A 22,439-nucleotide genomic window follows, 5' to 3' on the forward strand; every position below is an offset into this window, starting at 1 on the left:
ACTGCTTATCCTTGATGACTGGGGAATGGAAAAACTGACTCAAGAGCATGCGGGCCATCTTCTGGAAGTGCTGGAAGACCGCTACCAAAACAGCAGCACGATCGTTATCAGTCAACTACCCGTTAAGGAATGGTACAACATGATCGGCAACGCCACTGTTGCAGACGCTCTAATGGATCGGCTGGTACACAATAGTCATCGAATAGAACTGGGAGGTGAGTCAATGAGAAAACTGGCGCAATCCGATCACTTAGAGTAAAAATAGGAAGAGAGAAAAACGGCAGGCTCAAGTGATCGGAATAAACCGAAACGAGCGATCGCAATCACCGAAATACGCAAACAATGCAATATCGTTACAAACAATTAAATGTGATATTAAAATACCCAAATCTGATCACATCCTTGAGTCTCGAACTTTTCATTTATATCCATATTTGACAACTTGTTTCATAATGGTCCGCTATAAAACGCTCAGTTATGGAGATAAAGTTGATATGGATTTAGGTCTAAAACTAAAAGGGGTTCTACTACTTCTGCTATTGGCTGGCAGCGTTCAGGCTCGTGAGTGTGATAACTCACCTACACCTAAGGAAAATCATGTTGTCGATAAAGGTACTTTTATGGTGACTTTAGTTGACAGTCATGCCCCTGTCTCTTCCTACCTGCCATCAGGCGCTGTTGTAAAACTGCTTGGTAAGCAAACGATTTATTACAAAAAGCGGCAAGGAAGACCCCCTATCTCGCAATGCTACTACCAAGTAAAAACGAACCTAGGTAAATCCGGGTATGTATTGCAAAACACTTTAGACCCCGCATCTATGTATGAAGGTGAATATGTCTTTCCCCGAACTGAAATTGAAATCTATAAACGAGCAAACCTAGAGCAAATAACCGACTATCGCTCGCAAGGCAAGACATCACGAAGTGCCGTTTTCATGTCTTCAACCAACCCAAAGGTTAATGAAAAACTTAAAGTGATTGGCATGGATCCCAATCAGGATTTTTATATCGTAACGGCTGAATTTCTGGGAGAAAATGTAAAAGGGTTTGTATTTGCAGACGATATTGATCGAGGAATGGCAGCGGTCGTGGACCCAAGAAATGTCGATTTTGTCGACCGACAAATCAAACAAGTGAGCAGTGACCTTAAACAAATCTTCAAAACACTCTTAAGTGATAAAGTGTATGATGAAATGAGCGGTTATTTCGAGGGCTTTGGACAAGGCGCGACCTTGGAAATGTGCAAACTTCCTTTAAGTGTCACTCCGTCAGCTGAACTAAAAGCCAATGCATGGTGGATCAGTGGCTCGATTAAGGTCGAAGGGAAGATGATGATTAAGCCGGAGAATCGAAGCTTCTCTCACGAGTCTTACACCATTGCCCGAGGAAATGAACACTATGATATTGAGTTCATGAAAAGCTTATCATGTGATACCGAGAGTATGTTGTATCCCGTGATACTTAAGATTAAGCAAGGATCTCTCGAGCTCAGAAGAGAAAACTTCAGCAAACTCGGTCCGATTTTTCGAACGAAGAAAGATCCTGTTGGAGAAAAGCAATATGAGACCATGTTAACCATCAAATCATACGGTGACTGGTATTCCGTTTATAGTCATTTAGACGACAATTTATCTGATTGGAAAGCCGAATTTGGTGATAGTTACGATGTCCTACTGGATATTCTCATTGACTCAATTTCTTATTTTCCACCATCTGAAAAACGTTCCGCTAGTAAAACATCGTAACCACTATCATTTTCTCTACGATGCCTCCAATCGTGTTACCCCAGTCATGAACAAAAAGTCATGGCTGGGTTTCAACGGGTTGACTCACTTTATTTCGATTTAACCTAACACCGTCATAGGGTCCCGTATTTTTGGTCCCTAACGTTTGCTTCCAGCGGCATTCTGCTTTGAGCCAAGCTTTCACTGATAAACTCAAGAACATAAATACCAAGTTGTTATACCCATTCTCCAACACATACAGGTTAAGATGTTTTGCATCACCATTGCTATTGAGGTGTTTTAGCCACAGCTCAAGATCCCTCCACAGCTGTATGCAGAACCAACATAGCGAGAAGTGCCATCAGTTGACCGCTGTAGGTAGACTCCAACTTGAGACAATACCTTCTTAAGTTCGTTGTCTGGCGACTCATCTTCAGAAATCGCAATGATCTCTTTCCAGGTAAATTCCATCCCCAAAACCTCGGTATCTGAAGTGTCCACATCAGGCAAAGCCAGACCTTCATACGCACTATTACGCGTGTATGTAACCCTCCCCAAAAAACTGTTATAACTATTCTCACTTAATTCACCTTGTTGCTACGACATAACACTAAAACCGTTCTAACTTAGAACCCCCTGTTGCTAAAACATATCGCCAAAGCCGTTCTAATTTGGAATGCCCTGCAGCTCGACATTCCGCTAAACAGCTCTAACTTAAAATGACGAGGCCATTATTCAACGTCCTAGATAAACCGCTGTCACTTCCTCTCGACTATGCCCTAACTCTTCGCTAATGATCATTCTGGCTTCATAGTCACGCTGCTTGTCTGCACCACTCAACCCTTTCGTTGACGGGCCTCCCGCAGCAGGAGCGCTATTACCCGTCAACTCAAGGTATCGCTGGTGCGCATACGCATGTCTCAAGCCATGTGCACGATCGAGCCCCATCTTGATACACGCTCGTTCGTATCTACCTAGGTGAGTTTTATACGTATCCTCTTTCGGTATAAGTGAGCCATCCCCCACCCACTTTTTTATCGAGTCGATGAGTTCACGCTGTGCTTGGGTTCTGATTGGTATGATTCGCGGTCTAGCGCCTTTCGTTTTAGTCAGGACTAAGTGATCACCTTTATCCGAAAATCGCAGTATTATCTTCATGCACTCTTCACGGCGAAGACCAAAAGCGGCTTGTAATCTGAAACTCGCTTCTAAATAGCGGTTATTGAGCCTAGATAACTTCTCATTTGATATGTGACGGGATCGATTGATGTTTGTGACATAGTGGCGCTTTTCAATACCTAGAGATGCATTGTTAGCGGGTATAAGCCCAGGCTTACCAATTTTTTCTGATAGCCATCTTAGGTGAGACATTCGGTTTTTTACTGTACCTGCCGATAAGCCTTGAGATTGCCAATGAGTTAACAACTTTACGGCGTGTCGACGGCCAAAGTTCTTTAACTCTAAATTTCGTACATTCAGCTCTTTCAGTTGACTATCCACCAGCTTGAGCACTTTCTTTCTCTCTGCTTGAGTGGCTTTCGAGCCATCTGGGTTTCGGTGTAGTAAACGGGTAATTTGGAAATAGAAATTAGTAGCCATGCGCTAACCCTCTTCTTGTTCAATGAAAAATAAAGAGCCGTATGGTGTCGGCTCTTTCTCTTGTCATTCGAAGGTTCTTATTTCACGGGTGCAGTAGTTAGGTATCAATGCGATTTCAGATTAGTGTTGTTACTCCCGTTCATTTCGACAGAACGCCTATCACTTCTTTGAAGCAATTAGGTAATGGAGTGAGACTACTGTGCGGTCAGAAATTCCGAACAATTGAATGACTGTAAGCCATGTGCAATTGCTTAATCCCCAGAAACCCGTAGGGCTGGTGAGATAAGAATGCGCTGGTAATTAGTTGGTTTCTTTTACAAGTAGGCTATGCAGCAATGGCTGCGTATTTAATTCCATTTCATTGTGTTCGATGGAGGCTGAGTATTCAAATTTAGTGACGCTCTCAGCGCCAGTTTTGGTTCGGCGTCATTCGATGGCAATTCTGAAAATCAGCTCGGAAGGTAGTAATGGTGGGCGCTGTCTGTCCTGTCACTCCATGTTTGGAGTGACAGGACTCACGTATCTTTACTTACTTCTACCTTGTTTTTATATCATTACTCCAACTTGTTCGCCCCCAAAAAACTGACTTAGATAGAAACTAAATAATCCACTGTATTCTTTAAGATGTAGGTGCGCATCGAGCAAATTTTTGCCCCGACCATTTTACTGATATGGTGCTAGGCTTTCAGTTCAAATGCTGAAAATTGGTCAACATTTACACACCTTTAAAGGCAGCGTTCATTTCTTGAAAGGCAATATACAGCAGACATCTCTAAGGGCATTGCAGCTGGTTTTATCGCTCAAGGAGTCACTCTTCTTGGGGTCGCAACGCTGAGTACTGTATTTGCTGTGCCAACAGCCTTAACACTCGGAGTCTTCGCTGTTAGTGCGTTTATAGTTGGACAGGAAATATCCAGACTAGATGATGAATTTAAGTTCACTGACCCCATGAAAAAGCAAATTGAGAAAACGATTGATGGTTTCTAGTATCGAATTTAACCGAAAGTTAAAGAGAAAACGTTGGCTAAAAGTAATGCTTAGTTGGCCTGTTATGGTTTTTATGGTTTGGTTGAGTTACAGCTCAATTAATGAGTTAGTCGGTATTAACAATTTAATTGGTACAGTTCCCAAAGTAAGAATTGCAGGGTTATTGAACAATATCGCTTCTTTTGTCGGCTTTCTAATATTTGGGTTTGTAACGATCATTCCCTTAGCTATGCTCCACCCATCAACGGAGCTATTACTAAAAATACCTTTTTCAACAAAAGCAGGGCTATATACTGTAGCGATAGTGGTGATGAGCAGTGTTGTTTCTGCTATATGGTTGGATAACAGCATCAGAAAAAAAATAGACCAATATAACTACATCGAATGTACATCTCAGCGAGAACTCACACTAAAATCCTCAAGCCGAACATATGTTTTAGACCCTAGCTTGTGTGACTGATTTGTCTTTCAAGCTCTTGACGTAACACGTTTATGTTCAAATGTATCCTTGAAGGCATTGATACCACTTGAGCAGTTCGAACTAATGCTCATTACTAACCTTAGGTTCCACCTCAATCGCTGGAACTTGATTCCAGCGAATATCATTTTCTCTCGTGTATATCTTCGTTGTATCTGCATTGGCATGGGCCATTCGCTCAGTTGCGCTTATACCCTGCTCTTCAATCATTCTGGCCGATAAACCTCGAATCTCGTGATAGGTAGGTCGAAGGGCTTTCTTGAGGTGATCGTATAGGCCCAAAGAATCTCTTACTTTACTGAACTCTTTGCTTATATTGTGGTGGTGAACCTGATAAAGATGGTCGGTTTCTTTAGAGATACCTCGCTGCAACTGACGAGGTTTTCTATGCACTACATACGGGCAGTGCAACCTTGAAGTTTTAGACAGATCGACAATGTCTTTAATCGCCTGAGTGACAGGAATCGCTACCGCAGAAGTCTCCGACTTTTGGACTTTCTGGCGATGGATATACAGCGTGCCATAGATGGGTTGGCCGTCAATGTAATCTACCCTGCCCTCTGGGTTCCAAAGGATGCCACATACACCTTCTCTAGGCTTCTTGATTCGATAACGTAATCGGTAGATTTCTCGCACAGCATGAGTCGTTTCTAGGGTTAAAGACATTGCGACTTTCAAGAACAGTGGCGCTGCTTCATAGATCTGGAGATAACTTTCGTAATCTAAGTTGTGACGCGCTTTGGTGTAATCCTCTTTCGATAAACGTCTCTGTTTCTTGTTAAGAACAAAGTTACTCTCTATCGCACTTTCATCAGCCAAATAGGAAAATATCTTTTTCAGATTGCTGATTTTTCCATTTAGCTGTCGATTATTAAGTTCTGCATAGTATTTACCAATGTGCTCATTGATATGCTGTAACTTCAGCGATTTTGTTAAGCACTTACCCATGTGCTCTTCCAACCTTTCGCAGTCACGTTCTAAGTTTCTAAATACATCTTTTGAAAGCTTCTCTTCAGCTTTGACACGGGCCAATACAACTGGAAGCCAATCTTTTAATGGCTTATTAAACTTATCTCTACGCCCTTTGGAGATAGCTCTTTGAAATTGAGTTGGCTCATTAAGATCGAAGTCTTGCGTCAATTCCGGCCTATTCTGCATGTTATAAACATACGCCGCTTGAATCGCTTCTTGCTCAGTTGTGCCACTAGGGAAAAGTCGTTTAACACCTTCAACTGTTGTAAAGCGAAAGCGAAGCTCTCCCCTGTGGCTCATTCGTACAAGAAATGCTGGGTAGTGAGCCGTTTCTTTACTTCTTGCTCGGCCTACCATTACGACTCCAGAAATCTGACTAACTCTGAAATTCGATCGGCTGGGTTGCCTATATCCTCATCTATACAGACAAGGTATCGGCCTGTGGGGGTTCGAGTGCCACCCAACTTCCCAATTTTTATCCAATTAATGATCGTGGCGCTGCACATACCAGATCCAGGATAAAACTCCTCAATGTACTGACTCGGTCTTAAGTATCGGATTGCCATGTTCTTCTCCTCACATTTCAAAAAATGAAAACTGCTTGAGAAAAACTATGCATGAAATTTTCGGTAAGATTTGTTTTACGCGGCAATTGGCCACAAAAGCAAATGAAGAGGAGTAAAGTGGCCGATGCCAGTCGCTATAGGGTGGACTTATACAGTAGTAGCAAAATTACAACCAATTGATTTATAAGCTTTTACCAATTAGAGCCTTTTCGCATTTAAGACGTCACTTTAAGATACGAAATGCTCTATAAAGTAATGAAAACATTTAAAATCAATACCCTACAATTGTGCTTACTACCAACATCGGGGTTTCACCGTTTTTGAGCCCTCAAAAACGCGCTCAATTTTCTTCAAATCATTGAAGTTAAAGTAATTTTCCGTTCTCTTTAATCACACTCTTCGTACTGAGTAGATACAAGATACCAAAATAGAACGTGCTAGTAAGAATGGTTTAAACATAGAAAATGAGCCTTACTTTTAGGTGGTACAGCGCTAAACTGAGAAGTTTCTGATTAAACTCTAAGTTGAAAGTTTGACTCAACTGAATTTTGGAAATAATAGGTTGTATATGCGTCAATAAGATAACTTGAGCCATCGGCTCGAATGATTTCGAAGATCTGCCAACGCGATGTACCTCTATCTGCTGGTTGAGGGATGTAACCCGCTGGACAACGCAACACCTTGGTATAAAAGGTATGCTCGTTAACCTTGAAGACATCAAAATACCGCCCCGTTGTCTCTGTTACGCGTCCCCAATTTCCTTCAATGGTGATGTAGTCATCCTGCTCTGAAATTAACCAATCCCAATCGCTCCCGTCAGGTAGGCCGCAAAAGACATAAGTGTAAGTGTCAGCAAAAGAGGAAGTGCTAATCAGTAGCGTGGTAGATAAGGCAAATAGAGGTAATTTCATAAGTTGATTATTAAAAAATTGTAAACAGGCAGAATGGTAAGGTATCAATGACCTGTAGAAAACACGTACACAGTTGAAGTTTGATCTGACTCTCATTGATAAAACTCGGTTTGACGTATTCACCAATGCGATAATACAAAGAAGTATTAATGGTTAATGGAAATAAGACCTAGGTATTATAATTTCATATCTGAGAGTAGGATTTTAGATGGACATAAGCTGCAAACATACAAATTTTTAAAGTCTCAAGATACTTTTTCTTATGTGAATTTATTCCTCTAAGTCATTTTAACTAAGAAACTTTTGTCCAAAAATTAGTTACGTCAACATGAATAGCTGTTGCCTTGATAGCCGTGTGTCGTTTTAAACGTTAAACTAAAAATCGGCTTAACGCTCAGTTAAGCCGATTTGATGTTTTTCTGTTTCTCGCTTTAACTATTTGAATTAGCTCAGCTTAAAGTTGGCGACCTGTCGCTTAAGATCGTCATTGGTGTCATTAAGCAACTCCGTCGCTTGTACCGTTTGCTGACCGCTAGTGACCAATGACTCGACAATATCTCGGATCGACAGCATATTACGACTTAACTCTTCTGCTACGGTACTTTGTTCTTCTGTAGCTGCCGCAATTTGAGTACTGACATCATCAATTTCTTGTACCGATGTGCTCATTACGGTCAGGCTTTCAGACACTTCAGCGGTTTTATCTGCGGTCTCTTGGCATTGCCTTTTGGTTGAGTCCATAGCCTTAACGACGCTTTCTGTACCACCAAGTAACTGATTAAGCATGTCAGAAATTTCCATCGTGCTGTTTTGCGTTCTCCCGGCAAGAGCACGAACTTCATCAGCAACAACGGCAAAACCCCGACCCTGCTCACCCGCGCGAGCGGCTTCTATCGCAGCGTTAAGCGCAAGTAAATTGGTTTGTTCAGAGATCTCACCAATCACAGTCAACACATTACTGATCTTATTCGCGTCTTGATTCATGCGAAGAATGCGGTTTGACATGTCCTCTACTTCTGTCACTAACGCACTTACGGTGCTAACAGCGTTATTAACAATGGCAAGAGATGATTCTGCTTCTTTACTCGCCTCTTCGGTGATGCGATTTGATTGATTGACGTTTTCTGCTACGGTTCGAGCGCTCTCACTCATTTCAGTAATGGCAGTCACCACTTGCTCTGTTTCACTTGAGTGGGTCACCAGTTTGGCCTCATTTTCACGCGCCGTCGTGCCCAACTGTTTAGCACTAACCGAGATATTTTGGCTGGCTTGCGATATATGCAGCATCATCTCTTGGAGGTTTTCAACAAATCGATTGAAGCCCTGACTTATCTGAGCTAAATCATCATCGCCTTCAATTTTGAGTCGCTGCGTCAGATCACCGGTACCATGAGACAAGTCAAGCACCGCGCTTTTTAATTTCAACAGCGGTCGATAAGCGTATTGTAAAATAACAAAAATCGCGCCACAGCTGACAAGCAGTAATATGCCGCCGGTCAGCAAAGATTCGTACATTGCTGCGTAAACATCCACCAGCGCACTCTCTTGATCAACAAATACCATCAAGGTCCAATACATATCGGGGGTCAGGTTAACGCGTTCGAAATAACCATCAAATTGAATACCGAGATAAGGAAAACTTAAATGGCCAGATTGTTGCGAGAAAAAGGCGCGCTCCATGTCAGCGAAATTTGCGCTAATTTGCGAAGGGGTTTTTCCGATATCATTCGAATCGTCACTGGCAAAAAATACCGCATTGTTGTCAGTTAGTGTCGCTGCACCACCAGCAAAACGCATATTGCTCACCGCACTGATCACATCGCCAAGTTTTATATCACCCAATAAAACGCCTATCAGCTGCCCCTCTTGCTTAACAGGCATCGTTACACTGACCACTTTCTGTTGAGTAATTTGGTCTTTATATACTCCGGTAACCGTGACGTCAGAGGCGTTTTTCGCACTTTGATACCAGTCTCTGGTACGAAAATCGTATTTGCTATCGTCAAGCGACATATACGAACGACCGTCTTGATAGGACATGATGACATTTGAAATCGAAGCGCTTGTCGCCAGAAGTTCAACTAAGCGTTGATTGTCGTCATCGTTGAGTTGGAGGTTAAAACTTTTGGCACCATTCTTAATCGCCTGAGTTTTAAACGTCATCATCTGCTCAAGCTCTGCCACATGAAAACTCAGTTTGTCTGATGTTTTCGCCACTAGGCCGTCAACCATATTGTCTCTCATCGCGACGATATTGAGCGTGCCCAATACGATGAGAGAAGCCGCGACGAGCACCCCTACGCCAATGTAAATTCTTGATTTAAAGCCTAAATTCATCTTATACCTCACGGTTTGCGTGTTAGAGCGGTATTTTTGATGATGTTGGTCATTAATTTTGTGCTTCACGTTACTGATCACTCAATACGCAAAGACGAAAACCAATCTATCACCTAGCCATGATAACTCTTTTTAATTATATGCAACTAAGTTATCAATAGAATGTTTAGTTGTTTTGACAACAACTATCAACATTTGAATAGTATTTATTCTCGAAAAATCGCCTTATTTAGTCTTTAGTAAATCCCGACAAGCATATATGCGACTGAGTTAATACTTTTAAAATTGCTCAAGATGATATTCAACCAGGTGACTATAGTAAGCGATACACGAACATATCGTGGTTGGCTAGGTAGCGAAAAAGCTCTCGCTACTTGTTCCGGATAAAACAATCTTAAAAACTTGGAGCAACAATTATGAGTGAAAAAACCAACATTAAGTACGGTCCTAGGCGAGAACCCTGGATAGAACAGGTGCCCGACTTCGCGCTTGGCAAGATCTCCCCACCTTCAGCAGATCCGACCAAGATCTATGCCGAAAGAAATTATGATTTTCACTACACCGAACAAGCCGTTAACAGCTTTGATGTAGAGCTGCCTCCCGGTGGGCAAACGGCAAGTGAACAAGACCAAGTTTTTCGACAACTTCTTGCCTATGTTGATGGACAAAAACTGCACTTTCTTGGTTATCAAACGGAAGAAAAAATCCACTATCAAAGTCATTTACCCCCTTTTCTTAACGCCAGTCTAAACAACGTGGGTGACCCTTTCGTCAACGGCAACTATACGATCAATTCAAAATGTGTAGAGCGCTCGGTGCTCGACTATTTTGCTTGTTTATGGAATGCAAAATGGCCATCTCAAGGGCCATATATCGATAAGAACAACCAGTTTCAATCAGGTGATCCACAGAGTTACTGGGGTTATGTCCTTACCATGGGCAGTACCGAAGGAAACCTATATGCGATGCTCAATGCTCGAGACTATTTAAGTGGTGTGATGTTGTTAGAAGAGGAAATACGATCTGAAACCGAAACCGGCACAACCATAATGAATAGCGAAGTCTATGCACACTACCCTTGCCCACCACCACAAAACGCCAATGCTTATACTCCTGTCGCATTTTTCTCAGAGGACACTCATTACTCGATCGTGAAGGCGATGGCGGTTGAAAAAATCGATACCTTTGGTGAACTTGGGAATCGACTTTACCCGCAACAGAACCCCGTCGAACTAGGAAAACCTTGGCCAAGCGAGGTCGAGTCAGAGAAACCAACTGCAGACCTTCCAGCAGGCTCCGGTGCAATTGATATTGAAAAACTCGTTAAATACGTGACGTTTTTTGCTGAAAAAGGTCACCCTATTTTGGTGGTTCTCAACTGCGGTACGACGTTTAAAGGCGCCTATGATGATGTTGACCATGTTACTCGTCGATTGGAACCAATTTTAAAAGCCAATGGACTGTGGCAAAGAAAGGTGCCCGTTGACCCTAAAGATCCCCAGAGCCACTACGAGACTCGCACAGGTTACTGGCTTCATATCGATGGAGCACTTGGCGCCAGCTACCTACCCTTCATTAAAATGGCCAAGGATTGCCAAGAGTATCAGACGTACTTTGCCAAGCATGGTGACGACACTGGGCCTAATTTTGACTTCAGTAACCCTATGGTTCACTCGATTGTCACTAGCGGACATAAATGGCCGGGGGCTCCTTGGCCGACAGGCGTCTACATGACCAAACAACAATTTATGGTTTCCCCACCTGATAACCCAGAATACATTGGCTCCCCCGATACCACCTTTGCTGGTTCACGTAATGGGCTCTCTCCGCTAGTACTTTGGGAATATTTTGCTCGTAACAGTTATCAGCAACAAATCGAGCTCGCCATGCAAGCACAACAAATGGCACATTATGCTTATGAGCAGTTGTCTCTTGTGGCCGACTTTTGGCGTAACAAGGGAGTGGGATTACCAAAAGGATTGTGGTTACAAAGAACACCATTGTCGCTCTCTCTTATCTTCTGCCAACCGAATGAATCGATCATTTTCCGTTACTCGCTTGCTAAAGAGAGCATCACCTTAGGAGAGGGCCAAAATAAAGAGCAGAGGCACTATGTTCACCTTTTCACGATGTGGGACGTAGACAAGACTCTGATCGACAGCTTATGTCATGATCTCAAACAGCCAGATGCATTTGATCCTGTTTTATTTGAGTCAATTAAGCACACAACAGTGACTAAACCTCGTGTCACGAATACCCTCAAACAAGTTCGTTTACCTCTTAGGGGGCGTTCATTTCGCTGATCAATTCGAACATTCATAAAGGCTAGTGGCACCTCAAATTCATCAGCATGTTTTTGAGGTGCGCGGCCTACTTTGGATATCAACGCATTTCACACCACTCATCACATTTACCAACTCAAATACTGTAATTTTGAGCAGCATCACTCGTGAAGCAACTTTTTTAGACTAGCCTTTCAGTGATTGAAAATTACTTAACTATCATTAGCTTGAGGTGTTCGTTGGTGGAAAAGATAAAAACCGTAGGTGCCGAATCCTTTTCTGTGGATCTTAAGCACGCGCTCGTCTGGGTAGCTCGGGCACTAGACTATGTCGGTGTCGATGACATTCACCACAATCATCGCGTCGCCTATATCGCGCATGAGTGTGCGAAACGACTCAACTGGCCGATAAAAAAACAAGAGTTTACTTTTTTCGCAGGCCTTATACACGATTGTGGTGTATCGCAAACGAATGAACACCAAGAACTTATCCGCGAATTAACACCAGCCCACGTCCAAACGCACTGCTCTGTCGGATTTAACGCCCTTAATAAGTGCAGTTTACTGGCCAAGTTTTCTACAATCATTCTTCATCATCATACCCATTGGGAGCTATTGAAAGAGATCGATTTGTCTCCTTACGAGAAGGATATCGCGGCGCTTATTTTTATTTCGGATCGATTGGACTTTCTGCGTGCCAAACATATTAGTTCTAATAGCGCTGACTTGGTAACACTACGCAAAAAGGAAATATCTGACGAACTCAATAAACGCAGCGGCACGCTTTTCCGTCCAGAATACGTTGAAGTTCTGTGTGAATTAGTGACCAAAGATGGTTTTTGGTTTGCGATGGAGCCTGAAAACATTGAATCAATACCGTTGCACTTCACTCACTTAGAATGGCTGCACAAAGATCTCTCGATGCATGATCTGATTCAGTTAGGCCGCTTTATTGCGGGTATTGTCGATGCTAAAAGTCCTTTTACTTACCAGCATTCAATCAAAGTTGCCGAGTTGTGCTTGCACCTTGCTCTGGCAATGCATCTACCTAGGCACACTGCACGTATGTTATATGTGTCTGGATTGGTTCATGATATCGGTAAGTTGCGTACACCAGACGAGATTTTGCATAAGCCCGGTCAGCTCACTGCTGAAGAGTATATTCACATCAAACGTCACACGATCGACACAGAAATTGCGCTGCAGATGGTGTTCCCTAACTCAAAGATTGGAGAATGGGCCTCAAATCATCACGAAAAACTCAATGGAACAGGTTACCCGTACAATAAATCAGCTAAAGACCTTGATTTACCCTCAAGAATCATTGCTGTTGCCGATATTTTTCAAGCCTTGTCGCAAGACCGCCCGTATCGTGATCGTCTTACAGCCAATGAAATTATCGACATCATGCAGCCGATGGTGACGGATAAACTAATTGACGATGAAGTTTTTCAATATCTCAATAATAACTTGGATGATTTCTACCTAATGTCGATATCACCAGATGAAAACATTCATCCTCTCTATGCAGCATGATCCATTGGCGAATCGATGAATAAAATGTCAAAAACGGGGAGCTAAGTGCTCCCCTAGTAATATCTTTTTATGCCACATAAAAGCCGTATCTAGTGAGTTGAACTATCACTACGCTGACCAAATTCGGCTTGGTGGTAGATATTGGCAAGACTTCGATCCTTACGAGACTTAGCTTTATTAGCTTGGCTCACACAACGTTGTTCTTGCGCCTGCAATGCTTTCTCATGCTCTTTGGCAGAATTAAGAAATTTAGGATCGCTCAACGCTTGTTGGCGTAGGCGGTTTACACGTTCAATCGTTTCTAACAACATACACACCTCCTTAACCTGTATTTATAAACAGTATAGTTCAGTTTAATAGCAATGCAAGAAAACACCTGTGTATATGCACAGACAATCATTTTAACTGCTTGTTTGTCTGGCCATTTAGTTAAGCTAGTCCTTATTGGTGTTATCTTGAACCAGTCATTCCCTATCAATTACATTGGTATTTTCTATCAATAGGAACACTCTATCGCAGTGATATACACCACCCATTTCAAAAACCTATCAACACTAATTACACTGTCGATATTGAAGAACAGCAGATGATGAAGTAACGATGAAAGCGATAGTGGTTGAAGGTGGGGCAATGCGAGGTATTTTTGCGGCAGGTGTGTTAGATCAGTTTATCGAGCAAAACTATTATCCCTTTGATTTCGCACTTGGAGTATCGGCGGGGGTCTCTAATTTAGTCGGGTACTTAGCCAAACAATCTGGTCGTAGTTACCAAGTGATTACTCAACTTGCGACAGATAAGCAGTTTTATAATCCTGCTCGCTTCCTTAAAGGAGGCAACCTTGTTGATGTAAAGTGGTTGGTGACACAATCGAATCAACAGTATCCGCTTGATACCGATACTATGTTTAACAACATCCCTTTAATTGCGACGGCGACTAATATCGAAACAGGCCGTGCTGACTACTATCAGGTAAATGCTGACAATTTAGAGAAAGTGCTAGAAGCCACTAGCGCGCTGCCAATCGCCTACAAACAGACTCCCTGTTTATCACGTGGCTGTTACACCGATGGCGGCGTCGCCGATTCGATCCCTGTCATCGAAGCTTATCGACGTGGTGCACGAGAGATCACGGTAATACTGTCTCATCCGCTCAGCTATCAAATGCCAGTACGAAAAAGCGCGTTAGTCTTTAAACGCCTTCTTAAACAGTATCCAAAGATAGGCGATGCGATGGTCGACCGAGCTAGGCGCTACAATCAATCGCTTGAGTTTATTCGCCATCCACCTGTTGATGCCACCATCAGAGTTATCGCACCCTCACAGACATTTGCCGTCAAGCGTTTAACCATGAAACAAACATTATTAGAGCAAGGTTATCAGATGGGACGTTCAAAAGGACAACAACACCTTGCTAGTCGACAAGGTGTACATGGCTTAACCCGTGAAAACTGTCACTTCTGTATCTAGTTGGCGATATCAAGCCGGTTGTTTTGTACTCCATTGACGCGAAACCACCCAGCAATACTGTAACGCTCACTATTGGTCGGCAACACTTCATGTGGAAATTGCTCAGAAAAAAACACCAGTAACCGACCTGACTTTGGGGCGATAGTCAGCAAGTGCTTATCTTCAAGGTCATAGATCGCTAGCTCACCAGCATCATCCACTGTCCATGAGTCGTTCAAGTAAAAGACGGTTGTCAGTTTACGATTCTCATTGCCTTTAAAACTGTCGAGGTGTTTTTGGTAGTAATCTCCTCGCTCGTACTTGGCAAAGTGGGCTTCATACTCAAATAAACCAAGAAAGAAATGACGATTTGCTTCTAATCGTAGGCATTCCATCTTATCGAGGTAGGACAAAACAGGGGCGTCCATCGCTCGGTGTAGCCAATGAACTTTATCACTGCGAATTGAGGTTGCACGCACTGCTTGCTCACCACGCCCGATTCGTGCTTTTTCCCATTCAGGTGGTAGACACTGCCGTAACTGCTCAACTTCATTTGGCGACAGAAAGTCATCCCAAACATAATATCCTTGGGTAAATAACGCATCGATAAGCTGGTTCATTTCTCGCGTGGAGTCCATTAAGGCGATTGGAACCACGCTTATACACAATCAATACAGACAACAACTAATCAGATTTCTTGTCGTAACGACAAATGAGGTCAAAACAGAAAATTGTGGCGCCACCACCAAGTCACGCCAAATTTCACACAAGGAAAACATTCACTACGCAACGATACCCTGCTCAAGCGCGTATTTTGCTAGCTCCGCGGTACTGTGTAAGTCCAGTTTGTGTTTGATATTTTGCCGATGCGTTTCCACTGTGCGGTAACTGATATTTAAAAGTGATGCGATTTTTTTACTACTATTGCCCTCCGCCACCAACTTCAAGATCGCCTCTTCTCGGCGACTGAGTGGATTTGGCCGTTGCGCTGCGGGGATCACTTCTTGGGAAAACAAGGTTTGTGTGACCGATTCACAAAAATAGGTCGAGCCTTGATAGACGGTTTTGATCGCTTGAACCATGCGTTGTGCGCAGATCTCTTTGAGCATATAACCGACGGCCCCCACCTGCATCACTTTCATAATGTACTCACGATTGTCATGCATGGTTAACATCAACACTTTTACATCAGGCATCGATTCTTTGATCACCTTCGTTGCATCAATACCGTTCATCAATGGCATGCTAACGTCCATTAAAACAACATCCGGTTGCAGCGCCTTCACAACCTCTATCGCCTCTAGCCCGTTACTTGCAGAGCCAACAACATCAATATCAGATTCGGTCTGCAGTCGCGCTTTAAAACCGTCTAAAACAACTTGGTGATCATCAACAATCACAACTTTAATCGGTTCATCCATAAACTAATCCGTCCAACTCCAACAATACGGTTATCTCAGTGCCCAACCCTGGCTGACTTTCGATATCCAGTTCGCCACCAATAAATTCGACACGTTCACGCATATTACGCAGACCAATGCCGCTTTTCCTCAAGGTTGCATTAACATCGAACCCGACCCCATCATCACGAATGATCAACTGCAGCATATTGCCCATCTGCTGCAAAATGACACTGACGCTGTCAGCGTGAGCGTGTTTTTCGATATTGGTCAGTGACTCCTGAGCTACGCGATACAATGTGGTCGCCACTTCCGATTTTAGCTTATTCGAAGAGTCAGTATTGAGTGTCGCTTCAACATCGATACCTGAGTGCGCCTTAAAGTCTAGCAGTAAACTGTTTAATGCGGCTTCTAAGCCAATATCATCAAGCGCACTTGGTCTCAGGTTATGCGAAATGTGCCTCACTTCATTGATCGCCGTCATCAATGATTGTTGCGATTGAGCCAGGTGCTGTTTAAGGGGAGCGTCATCAATTTTACTGGCCAATAACTCCAAATGACACTTGCTCGATACCAATAACTGATTGATACCATCGTGTAGCTCTCTGGCCAGATGCTTTTTCTCATCTTCTTGAAACATCACTGTTTTATGCGCGAGCTCTTTTAAACTCTTATCCGCCAATCGATGTTCATGCAGGTTAACTGCTAGCGTAATCACCACAATGACTCCTACGGTGACGCTCATAATGACGATCACCGAGAAAAACGTCGTATCAATGTTATTATTAACCTCGGACTTTAAATTCGCTACCTCATAGGTAACATCTTCAATGTAAAGCCCTGTTCCCACCATCCAGTTCCACCTTTCAAGCCAGGCGGCATAACTGAGTTTAGGGACATTTTCTCCTGTTGATGGTTTTTGCCATAAGTAACGATGAAAACCTCCACCATTTTGTGCCTCATTAAGCAGAGCTTCAATAAGGTGATCACCATTTTCGTCTTGAAGAAGCAGAAGATTTTGTCCGACCAACTCTGGCTGTATCGGGTGAACTAAGTTGACGCCAAATTGATCATAGGCAAAAAAATAGCCGTCTTTATCTTTGCCGTAACGAAGCTTATTTAACACCTCTTTAACCTGCTGTTTGGCTTGTTGCTCAGGTAAACTGGTGTCATTGTAGATATGCCCGATAGCATCAAAAGCAAGGTCAACATAATCTTTCAATGCTGTCTCTTTGGAACGAATCAATCCATCTTCAAAAATTTGAATCTCTTTTTCACCAAGCGTTTTAGCTTGGTGGATAGATATCCAACTGGTCAATGCCGTCACCAACATAAGTGGCAGTAGACTGAGAAGTATGAGTTTTCCTTGTAGAGGCATCCCTTTCCCCAATAAAAAAACAAAGGCTGCTTACCTTTCGGTTAAGCAGCCTCACTTTAGCAGGAGTTGTGATCAAATCGTAACTTGTTGATCACATTCCGTAGAATCCAGGGAAGACCAACAAGGAAGCCAGCACCAACACCTGAATCGCGATGAATGGCATTACACCTCGGTAGATGTCTCGGGTTGTCACACCATTTGGAGCGACCCCTTTTAGATAGAATAAACTAAAGCCAAACGGTGGGGTTAAGAATGATGTCTGCAAGTTCATCGCAACGAGGATTGCGAACCATGTCATGTTGATGCCCATCAGTTCAGCCACTGGCGCTATAATTGGCACAATGATGAAACAGATTTCAACGAAGTCGATGAAAAAGCCCAACACTAAGATAACCAACATAGTGATAATCAAGAAGCCCCATTTCTCACCTGGAAGCTGAAGCATCCACTCTTCAACCAAATAGTCACCACCTGTGTAGGTAAACGCCATTGAGAAAGCCGTTGCACCGAGTAAGATCGCAAAGACCATCGCCGTCACTTTAACCGTTTCTTTGGCCGCATCATAAACCATCATGAAACTGAATTGACCATACAGTAGCGCGAGTACAATCGCACCGGCACCACCCAACGCCGCCGATTCTGTCGGTGTCGCCACACCCGCAAAAATCGAGCCCAGTACCACAATAATCAACGCTAATGGCGGGACCACCGCTTTCAAAGCAGCAATAACTTCTTGCTTACGATTAAGATTCTCATCAGCTGGCATCGCTTTGGCCGCTTCAGGGTTTAATTTGGCATAGATAAGTATGTAGATGATGTAAGCTGCAACCAACACGAAACCTGGCCAAATCGCCGCTTGGAACAAGTCACCGACAGGGACACCTAGTACGTCGCCAAGCAGAATCAAAACAATAGAAGGTGGGATGATCTGGCCAAGCGTACCAGAAGCACAAATGGTGCCACACGCTAAGCCTTTATCGTAATTGTACTTGAGCATAACAGGGAGTGAAATCAACCCCATGGCAACAACAGAAGCACCAACAACACCTGTTGACGCCGCTAAAAGCGCACCAACCAATACGGTAGAGATTGCGATACCACCATTAACGCCGCCAAATAACTTGCCCATCGATTCTAGCAGTTGCTCAGCAAGACGCGTTTTTTGCAATACCAACCCCATAAAGACAAACAGGGGAACGGCCATTAACACGGTGTTTTCCATAATCGACTGGATTCGATATGGCATAAAGGCAAACATATCCATGCCTTCTGCCCAAACACCAAAAATCAACGCAATACCGCCAAAGGTAAACGCAACTGGAAAGCCAAGTAGCAAAGCAAACAAGGCTACAAAAAACATTACAATACCGACCATTTTCTTGTCTCCTTACTTTTGCTCTTGTGAATATATAAGATGTGGATTGACGATTTTGTTGATGGAGTGAAGCAATAAACCAACGCCACTTATCGCCATAAAGAAGAATGAAAGTGGGATCATCGCTTTGATTATCCAACGGTAAGGCAGACCACCAGGGTCACCGGATGTTTCGCCTAGCTCGTAACTCTCGCGAGCAAAGTCGACGCCGTAGTAAGCCACTAGCAGACAAAATGGGAATAAGAAAAACAGCGTACCGAGCACATCGATAATGGCTTGAGCTTTGTTCGACAGACGCTCATAAAACAAATCAACGCGAACATGCCCACCGGATTTAATCGCATAAGGAACGCCGAGTAGGAAAACGGCCGAGAATAGATGCCATTCCATTTCTTGAAACGCAATGGAAACATCATTGAACGCATAGCGCATCACAACATCGTAGACGACATTGGCCAGTAGCAAGATAAACAAAATGCTCGATAACCATCCGAGGAAGTCACCAAGGCGATTAAATGCTCGCTCGATATATATTAGGCTTCTCATTCCCTACTCCATGGAATTTTGAATAGATGCCACTCATAGAGCAGCGAAGTACTATCTGATAGGTTTCTTGGGTTAGCGAATGAGTGACAACGTCACCCATTCGCTTATTGTTATTGGTTACGCCAAATCTTTTATTGTTGTGCTTGGCTGTTGAGGTATGCGCGATGTGAGATGTTAGACCACGGACGAACCTGATTTAGGTAGTTCGCTTGAGACTGTTGAATCTCATTCGCCAATGCATCTTTCTCTGCATGATCTTTTAGCAAGCGATCATTAGCTTCACGTAGCGCTGTCATGACCTCTTCTGGGAAATCTTTAACCATGACATTAGGGTACTCAGACTTGATTGACGCCCAGTTCTTACCACTTTCGTGTTTTGACTGTGTGTACATATCGTAGGCTGCAGTCTTCATCGCGACACGTAAGATAGCTTGTAGATCAGCCGGTAGACGTTCCCATACACGTTTGTTAACCAAGAACTGAAGTTCTGTTGCTGGCTCATGCCAACCTGTGTAGTAGTAAGGCGCAATTTTGTGGAAGCCCATACGTAAATCAAGCGATGGACCGACCCACTCTAGTGCATCAATGGTACGACGCTCAAGTGAGGTATAAAGCTCGCCCGGGGCAATGTTAGTCGGTTTGGCGCCAAGTTCGGCAAGGATCTCACCGGCAAACCCTGGAATACGCATTTTCAGACCTTGTAAGTCTTCAACGGAGTTAATCTCTTTTTGGAACCAGCCACCCATCTGGGTATCGGTATTACCGCCAGGGAACGATAGAAGGTTATGTTGAGAATAAACCTGCTCCATTAGTTCCATACCACCGCCGTAGTAGAACCATGCGTACTGCTCTGTTGGTAGCATGCCGAAAGGCATCGAAGTGAAGTAAAGGGTGTTTGGCACTTTACCTTTCCAGTAATACGACGCTGAGTGGCCCATATCATATTGGCCAGACTTAACCATATCGAAAACACCTAGCGGCGCTTTATGTTTGTTGGCAGAGTCGATACGAATCTGTAGACGTCCGTTTGACATCTCTTCAGCCATTTTGGCCATATTTTTAGTGGCATCACCAAATATTGGAAAGTTTGGTCCCCATGTTTCTGCCAGCTTCAAGCGATATACTTTTTCTGCCGCAGAAGCAGAGGTAGCCATAACAGCTAACGCAGCTGCCATTGCGGTTCCTTTAAAAATTCGTTTTAGCGATTTTTTAATAACACTCATGTTCACGTCCTTTGTTAACGGGTCATACCTTTTTAGATATGTTCTATATCGATTACAGAGTGGTCGATCATTAGCAAAGATGAAATCAGCGTGAACACGGATGTTTTTTAACACACATGACGGAAGTTAGACTAAAGAACTACGTAGTACTACGTAATCCATAAGATACGAGATAATTTTATAGTAAAAAAATCAATAAATTAAACGGAAGAGAAATATAACTACCATGCGTTAACTACGTAGTGATAAACGCGAGTAAAACAACGCAGACATTAGCTGGAAATGTGACAAAGATATTAATAACACATTGAATAAATGATAAAGCCTCGACAAAATCGAGGCTTTTCAATGTACATTTAGCGGCATAAAGCACGCTGCTGCGGCGTTTAAATGGCTTTGTAAATAACTTTGTTACCCGCAAGCTGCTCTTTCGCTACTAGGTTTTCTTCCAGTAGTTTTTTCAAAGCGCCAGTCGCCCAAGAAGCCGCTTTAGCGTCATCTTGACCCGCTTCAAGGCCAATGCCTTTTGGATTGATACCGTCTGCATTTTTCACAACGATATCTAAAACTTGTTGTTGCTTTGGAGTGAGCGCAACGTCAGTTATTTTCGCCGCGGCTACAACTTGTTGTTTCGCTGCTGGCTTGGCCACTAGCTTTTTCTCAACAGCAGGCTTGGCTTTCTGTGTTGCTTCTACGTTTGCAACTGTCGCTTTAATGCGTTTTTGCAGCTTTAACTGCACCTTACGCTTATGAGCAAGTCTCATCGAGTATTTCTCCATTTCACTGCATACGTGGCAGTGGTGAAAATTTGAAGCGCGATTTATAGCAAATTTTTGGCTGAATTTACAGGGTATCGACGCCTTTATGCCACAAAAATACCCGATACGCAGGTATCAGACTACAATTTAATCAGTGTTATTGTGATCGATTCTTAGACTACTGATTATATAAACAGAGGTATCTCGCGACTTGAGTAATGAAGGATGCAAACCGTACACTTAACCAATCAACCTTTTGTATTTTCTTCTATCACCGTACGTTGGCTAACGGGTATTTTTACCATTGGTTGCGTATTTTTGATGGTGTATGCTCCTGGTTGGCAGCAGGGGTTGATCACGATAATCGCGATAGGCTGCGTGCTCGCCTTCGGCTACCTACTGATCCTGAAAAGCACCGTACGTTTTACTCTCACTGCCACGCATTTCCAGCAACACTTATTCAAGGGCGGTTGGGTAGTTAAATGGAATAACATCCAAAAAATTGATATTTGCACCTACGAGCAAGACGGTTGGCAGCACCCCTTGCCGTGGATCGGAATCAAGTTGAAATGCTACTCCCCTTACATCAATAGTATTTGCCCACGCATCGCTACCGAGCTGTTGCTAAGTCAACGAGCGCTGCTTTATTTAGGTGCGAGACAGCATAAACAAAGCGAAAATTTTGAGGATATTGTACTCGACTCAGCTATTTATAGAAATGAAGAGGGTGTGGAGTTTAAAGGCCTACAAGCGATGTTAGCCAACCGCATGCGCTATCAGCGGCGTTATTTCGATTACGATATTTTTATTGCAGCGCAAGACTTAGACAGAGCGCCAGAAGAATTCGTTGGCCTTGCACGGCGCTATCTCGCCGCTGCCGAGTCTGAGCCGACAGCTTGATGAACAACGGCGATAAAAAAGG

19 protein-coding genes and 1 pseudogene are annotated in these 22,439 nt (G+C 43.3%); 7 read left to right on the forward strand and 13 right to left on the reverse strand.

Annotation, left to right across the window (positions count from 1 at the left end; genetic code table 11):
* A pseudogene (gene istB, locus BS19_RS00005) lies at positions 1-259 on the forward strand (IS21-like element ISVch3 family helper ATPase IstB); the annotation flags it as partial.
* Positions 260-494: 235 nt separating this feature from the next.
* Positions 495-1,745: a hypothetical protein gene (locus BS19_RS00010; RefSeq protein WP_038172375.1), complete on the forward strand. Its 1,251-nt coding sequence runs from the start codon at positions 495-497 to the stop codon at positions 1,743-1,745.
* Positions 1,746-2,024: 279 nt separating this feature from the next.
* On the opposite strand, the gene BS19_RS20515 is transcribed toward BS19_RS00010, so the two are convergent.
* Both BS19_RS20515 and BS19_RS00020 read right to left on the reverse strand, forming a co-directional pair.
* Positions 2,025-2,195: a GIY-YIG nuclease family protein gene (locus tag BS19_RS20515; RefSeq protein WP_245609240.1), complete on the reverse strand. Its 171-nt coding sequence runs from the start codon at positions 2,193-2,195 to the stop codon at positions 2,025-2,027.
* A gap of 264 nt (positions 2,196-2,459) precedes the next feature.
* Positions 2,460-3,323 (reverse strand): phage integrase N-terminal domain-containing protein, encoded by an 864-nt coding sequence (locus tag BS19_RS00020; RefSeq protein ID WP_038172385.1) that lies wholly within the window; start codon positions 3,321-3,323, stop codon positions 2,460-2,462.
* Between the two features lie 976 nt (positions 3,324-4,299).
* Here BS19_RS00020 and BS19_RS00025 point away from each other — a divergent pair.
* Positions 4,300-4,770 (forward strand): hypothetical protein, encoded by a 471-nt coding sequence (locus BS19_RS00025; RefSeq protein ID WP_038172386.1) that lies wholly within the window; start codon positions 4,300-4,302, stop codon positions 4,768-4,770.
* A gap of 81 nt (positions 4,771-4,851) precedes the next feature.
* On the opposite strand, the gene BS19_RS00030 is transcribed toward BS19_RS00025, so the two are convergent.
* The 3 genes from BS19_RS00030 to BS19_RS00045 form a co-directional block, all read right to left on the reverse strand.
* Entirely contained in the window at positions 4,852-6,117 is a 1,266-nt protein-coding gene (locus BS19_RS00030; protein WP_038172387.1) for a site-specific integrase, read from the reverse strand.
* Positions 6,118-6,838: 721 nt separating this feature from the next.
* Positions 6,839-7,237 carry a hypothetical protein gene (locus BS19_RS00040; RefSeq protein WP_038172398.1) on the reverse strand — a complete coding sequence of 133 codons (399 nt, stop codon included), beginning with the start codon at positions 7,235-7,237 and terminating at the stop codon, positions 6,839-6,841.
* Positions 7,238-7,681: 444 nt separating this feature from the next.
* Positions 7,682-9,574 carry a methyl-accepting chemotaxis protein gene (locus BS19_RS00045; RefSeq protein ID WP_038172402.1) on the reverse strand — a complete coding sequence of 631 codons (1,893 nt, stop codon included), beginning with the start codon at positions 9,572-9,574 and terminating at the stop codon, positions 7,682-7,684.
* A 416-nt stretch (positions 9,575-9,990) separates the two neighbouring features.
* Here BS19_RS00045 and BS19_RS00050 point away from each other — a divergent pair, with 416 nt between their 5' ends.
* The gene (locus BS19_RS00050; RefSeq protein WP_038172404.1) at positions 9,991-11,877 is read left to right on the forward strand and encodes a PLP-dependent aminotransferase family protein; all 1,887 of its coding nucleotides are present in this window, start codon (positions 9,991-9,993) and stop codon (positions 11,875-11,877) included.
* A gap of 221 nt (positions 11,878-12,098) precedes the next feature.
* On the forward strand, positions 12,099-13,391 hold the full coding sequence (locus BS19_RS00055; protein WP_038172405.1) for an HD-GYP domain-containing protein: 1,293 nt from the start codon (positions 12,099-12,101) through the stop codon (positions 13,389-13,391).
* Between the two features lie 89 nt (positions 13,392-13,480).
* Here BS19_RS00055 and BS19_RS00060 read toward each other — a convergent pair whose 3' ends face one another.
* Positions 13,481-13,702, reverse strand: coding sequence for a hypothetical protein (locus BS19_RS00060; RefSeq protein WP_038172406.1), 222 nt, complete (start codon positions 13,700-13,702; stop codon positions 13,481-13,483).
* A 289-nt stretch (positions 13,703-13,991) separates the two neighbouring features.
* Between BS19_RS00060 and BS19_RS00065 the strand changes: the two genes are divergently transcribed.
* Positions 13,992-14,858, forward strand: a complete 867-nt coding sequence (locus BS19_RS00065; protein WP_038172407.1) for a patatin-like phospholipase family protein — start codon at positions 13,992-13,994, stop codon at positions 14,856-14,858.
* Here the strand turns inward: BS19_RS00065 and BS19_RS00070 are convergent.
* The 7 genes from BS19_RS00070 to BS19_RS00100 form a co-directional block, all read right to left on the reverse strand.
* A complete protein-coding gene (locus tag BS19_RS00070) occupies positions 14,855-15,457 on the reverse strand; it encodes a 2OG-Fe(II) oxygenase (RefSeq protein ID WP_038172411.1) in 603 nt (200 codons plus the stop codon). The two genes, BS19_RS00065 and BS19_RS00070, sit on opposite strands and share 4 nt — an antisense overlap.
* A gap of 162 nt (positions 15,458-15,619) precedes the next feature.
* Positions 15,620-16,258, reverse strand: a complete 639-nt coding sequence (locus tag BS19_RS00075) for a response regulator (protein WP_038172413.1) — start codon at positions 16,256-16,258, stop codon at positions 15,620-15,622.
* Entirely contained in the window at positions 16,251-17,615 is a 1,365-nt protein-coding gene (locus tag BS19_RS00080) for a cache domain-containing protein (protein WP_038172417.1), read from the reverse strand. The genes BS19_RS00075 and BS19_RS00080 overlap by 8 nt, the downstream gene beginning before the upstream one ends.
* 91 nt (positions 17,616-17,706) lie before the next feature.
* The gene (locus BS19_RS00085) at positions 17,707-18,990 is read right to left on the reverse strand and encodes a TRAP transporter large permease (RefSeq protein WP_038172420.1); all 1,284 of its coding nucleotides are present in this window, start codon (positions 18,988-18,990) and stop codon (positions 17,707-17,709) included.
* Between the two features lie 12 nt (positions 18,991-19,002).
* On the reverse strand, positions 19,003-19,536 hold the full coding sequence (locus BS19_RS20125; RefSeq protein ID WP_038172425.1) for a TRAP transporter small permease subunit: 534 nt from the start codon (positions 19,534-19,536) through the stop codon (positions 19,003-19,005).
* A gap of 131 nt (positions 19,537-19,667) precedes the next feature.
* Positions 19,668-20,759, reverse strand: a complete 1,092-nt coding sequence (locus BS19_RS00095) for a TRAP transporter substrate-binding protein (RefSeq protein ID WP_038172428.1) — start codon at positions 20,757-20,759, stop codon at positions 19,668-19,670.
* Between the two features lie 386 nt (positions 20,760-21,145).
* The gene (locus BS19_RS00100) at positions 21,146-21,523 is read right to left on the reverse strand and encodes a hypothetical protein (RefSeq protein WP_038172431.1); all 378 of its coding nucleotides are present in this window, start codon (positions 21,521-21,523) and stop codon (positions 21,146-21,148) included.
* Between the two features lie 219 nt (positions 21,524-21,742).
* Here BS19_RS00100 and BS19_RS00105 point away from each other — a divergent pair, with 219 nt between their 5' ends.
* Positions 21,743-22,417 carry a DUF2982 domain-containing protein gene (locus BS19_RS00105; RefSeq protein ID WP_038172434.1) on the forward strand — a complete coding sequence of 225 codons (675 nt, stop codon included), beginning with the start codon at positions 21,743-21,745 and terminating at the stop codon, positions 22,415-22,417.
* Positions 22,418-22,439 lie beyond the last annotated feature (22 nt).

Origin of the sequence: Vibrio pacinii DSM 19139 (assembly GCF_000711795.1) — a bacterium.
GTDB lineage: Bacteria > Pseudomonadota > Gammaproteobacteria > Enterobacterales > Vibrionaceae > Vibrio > Vibrio pacinii.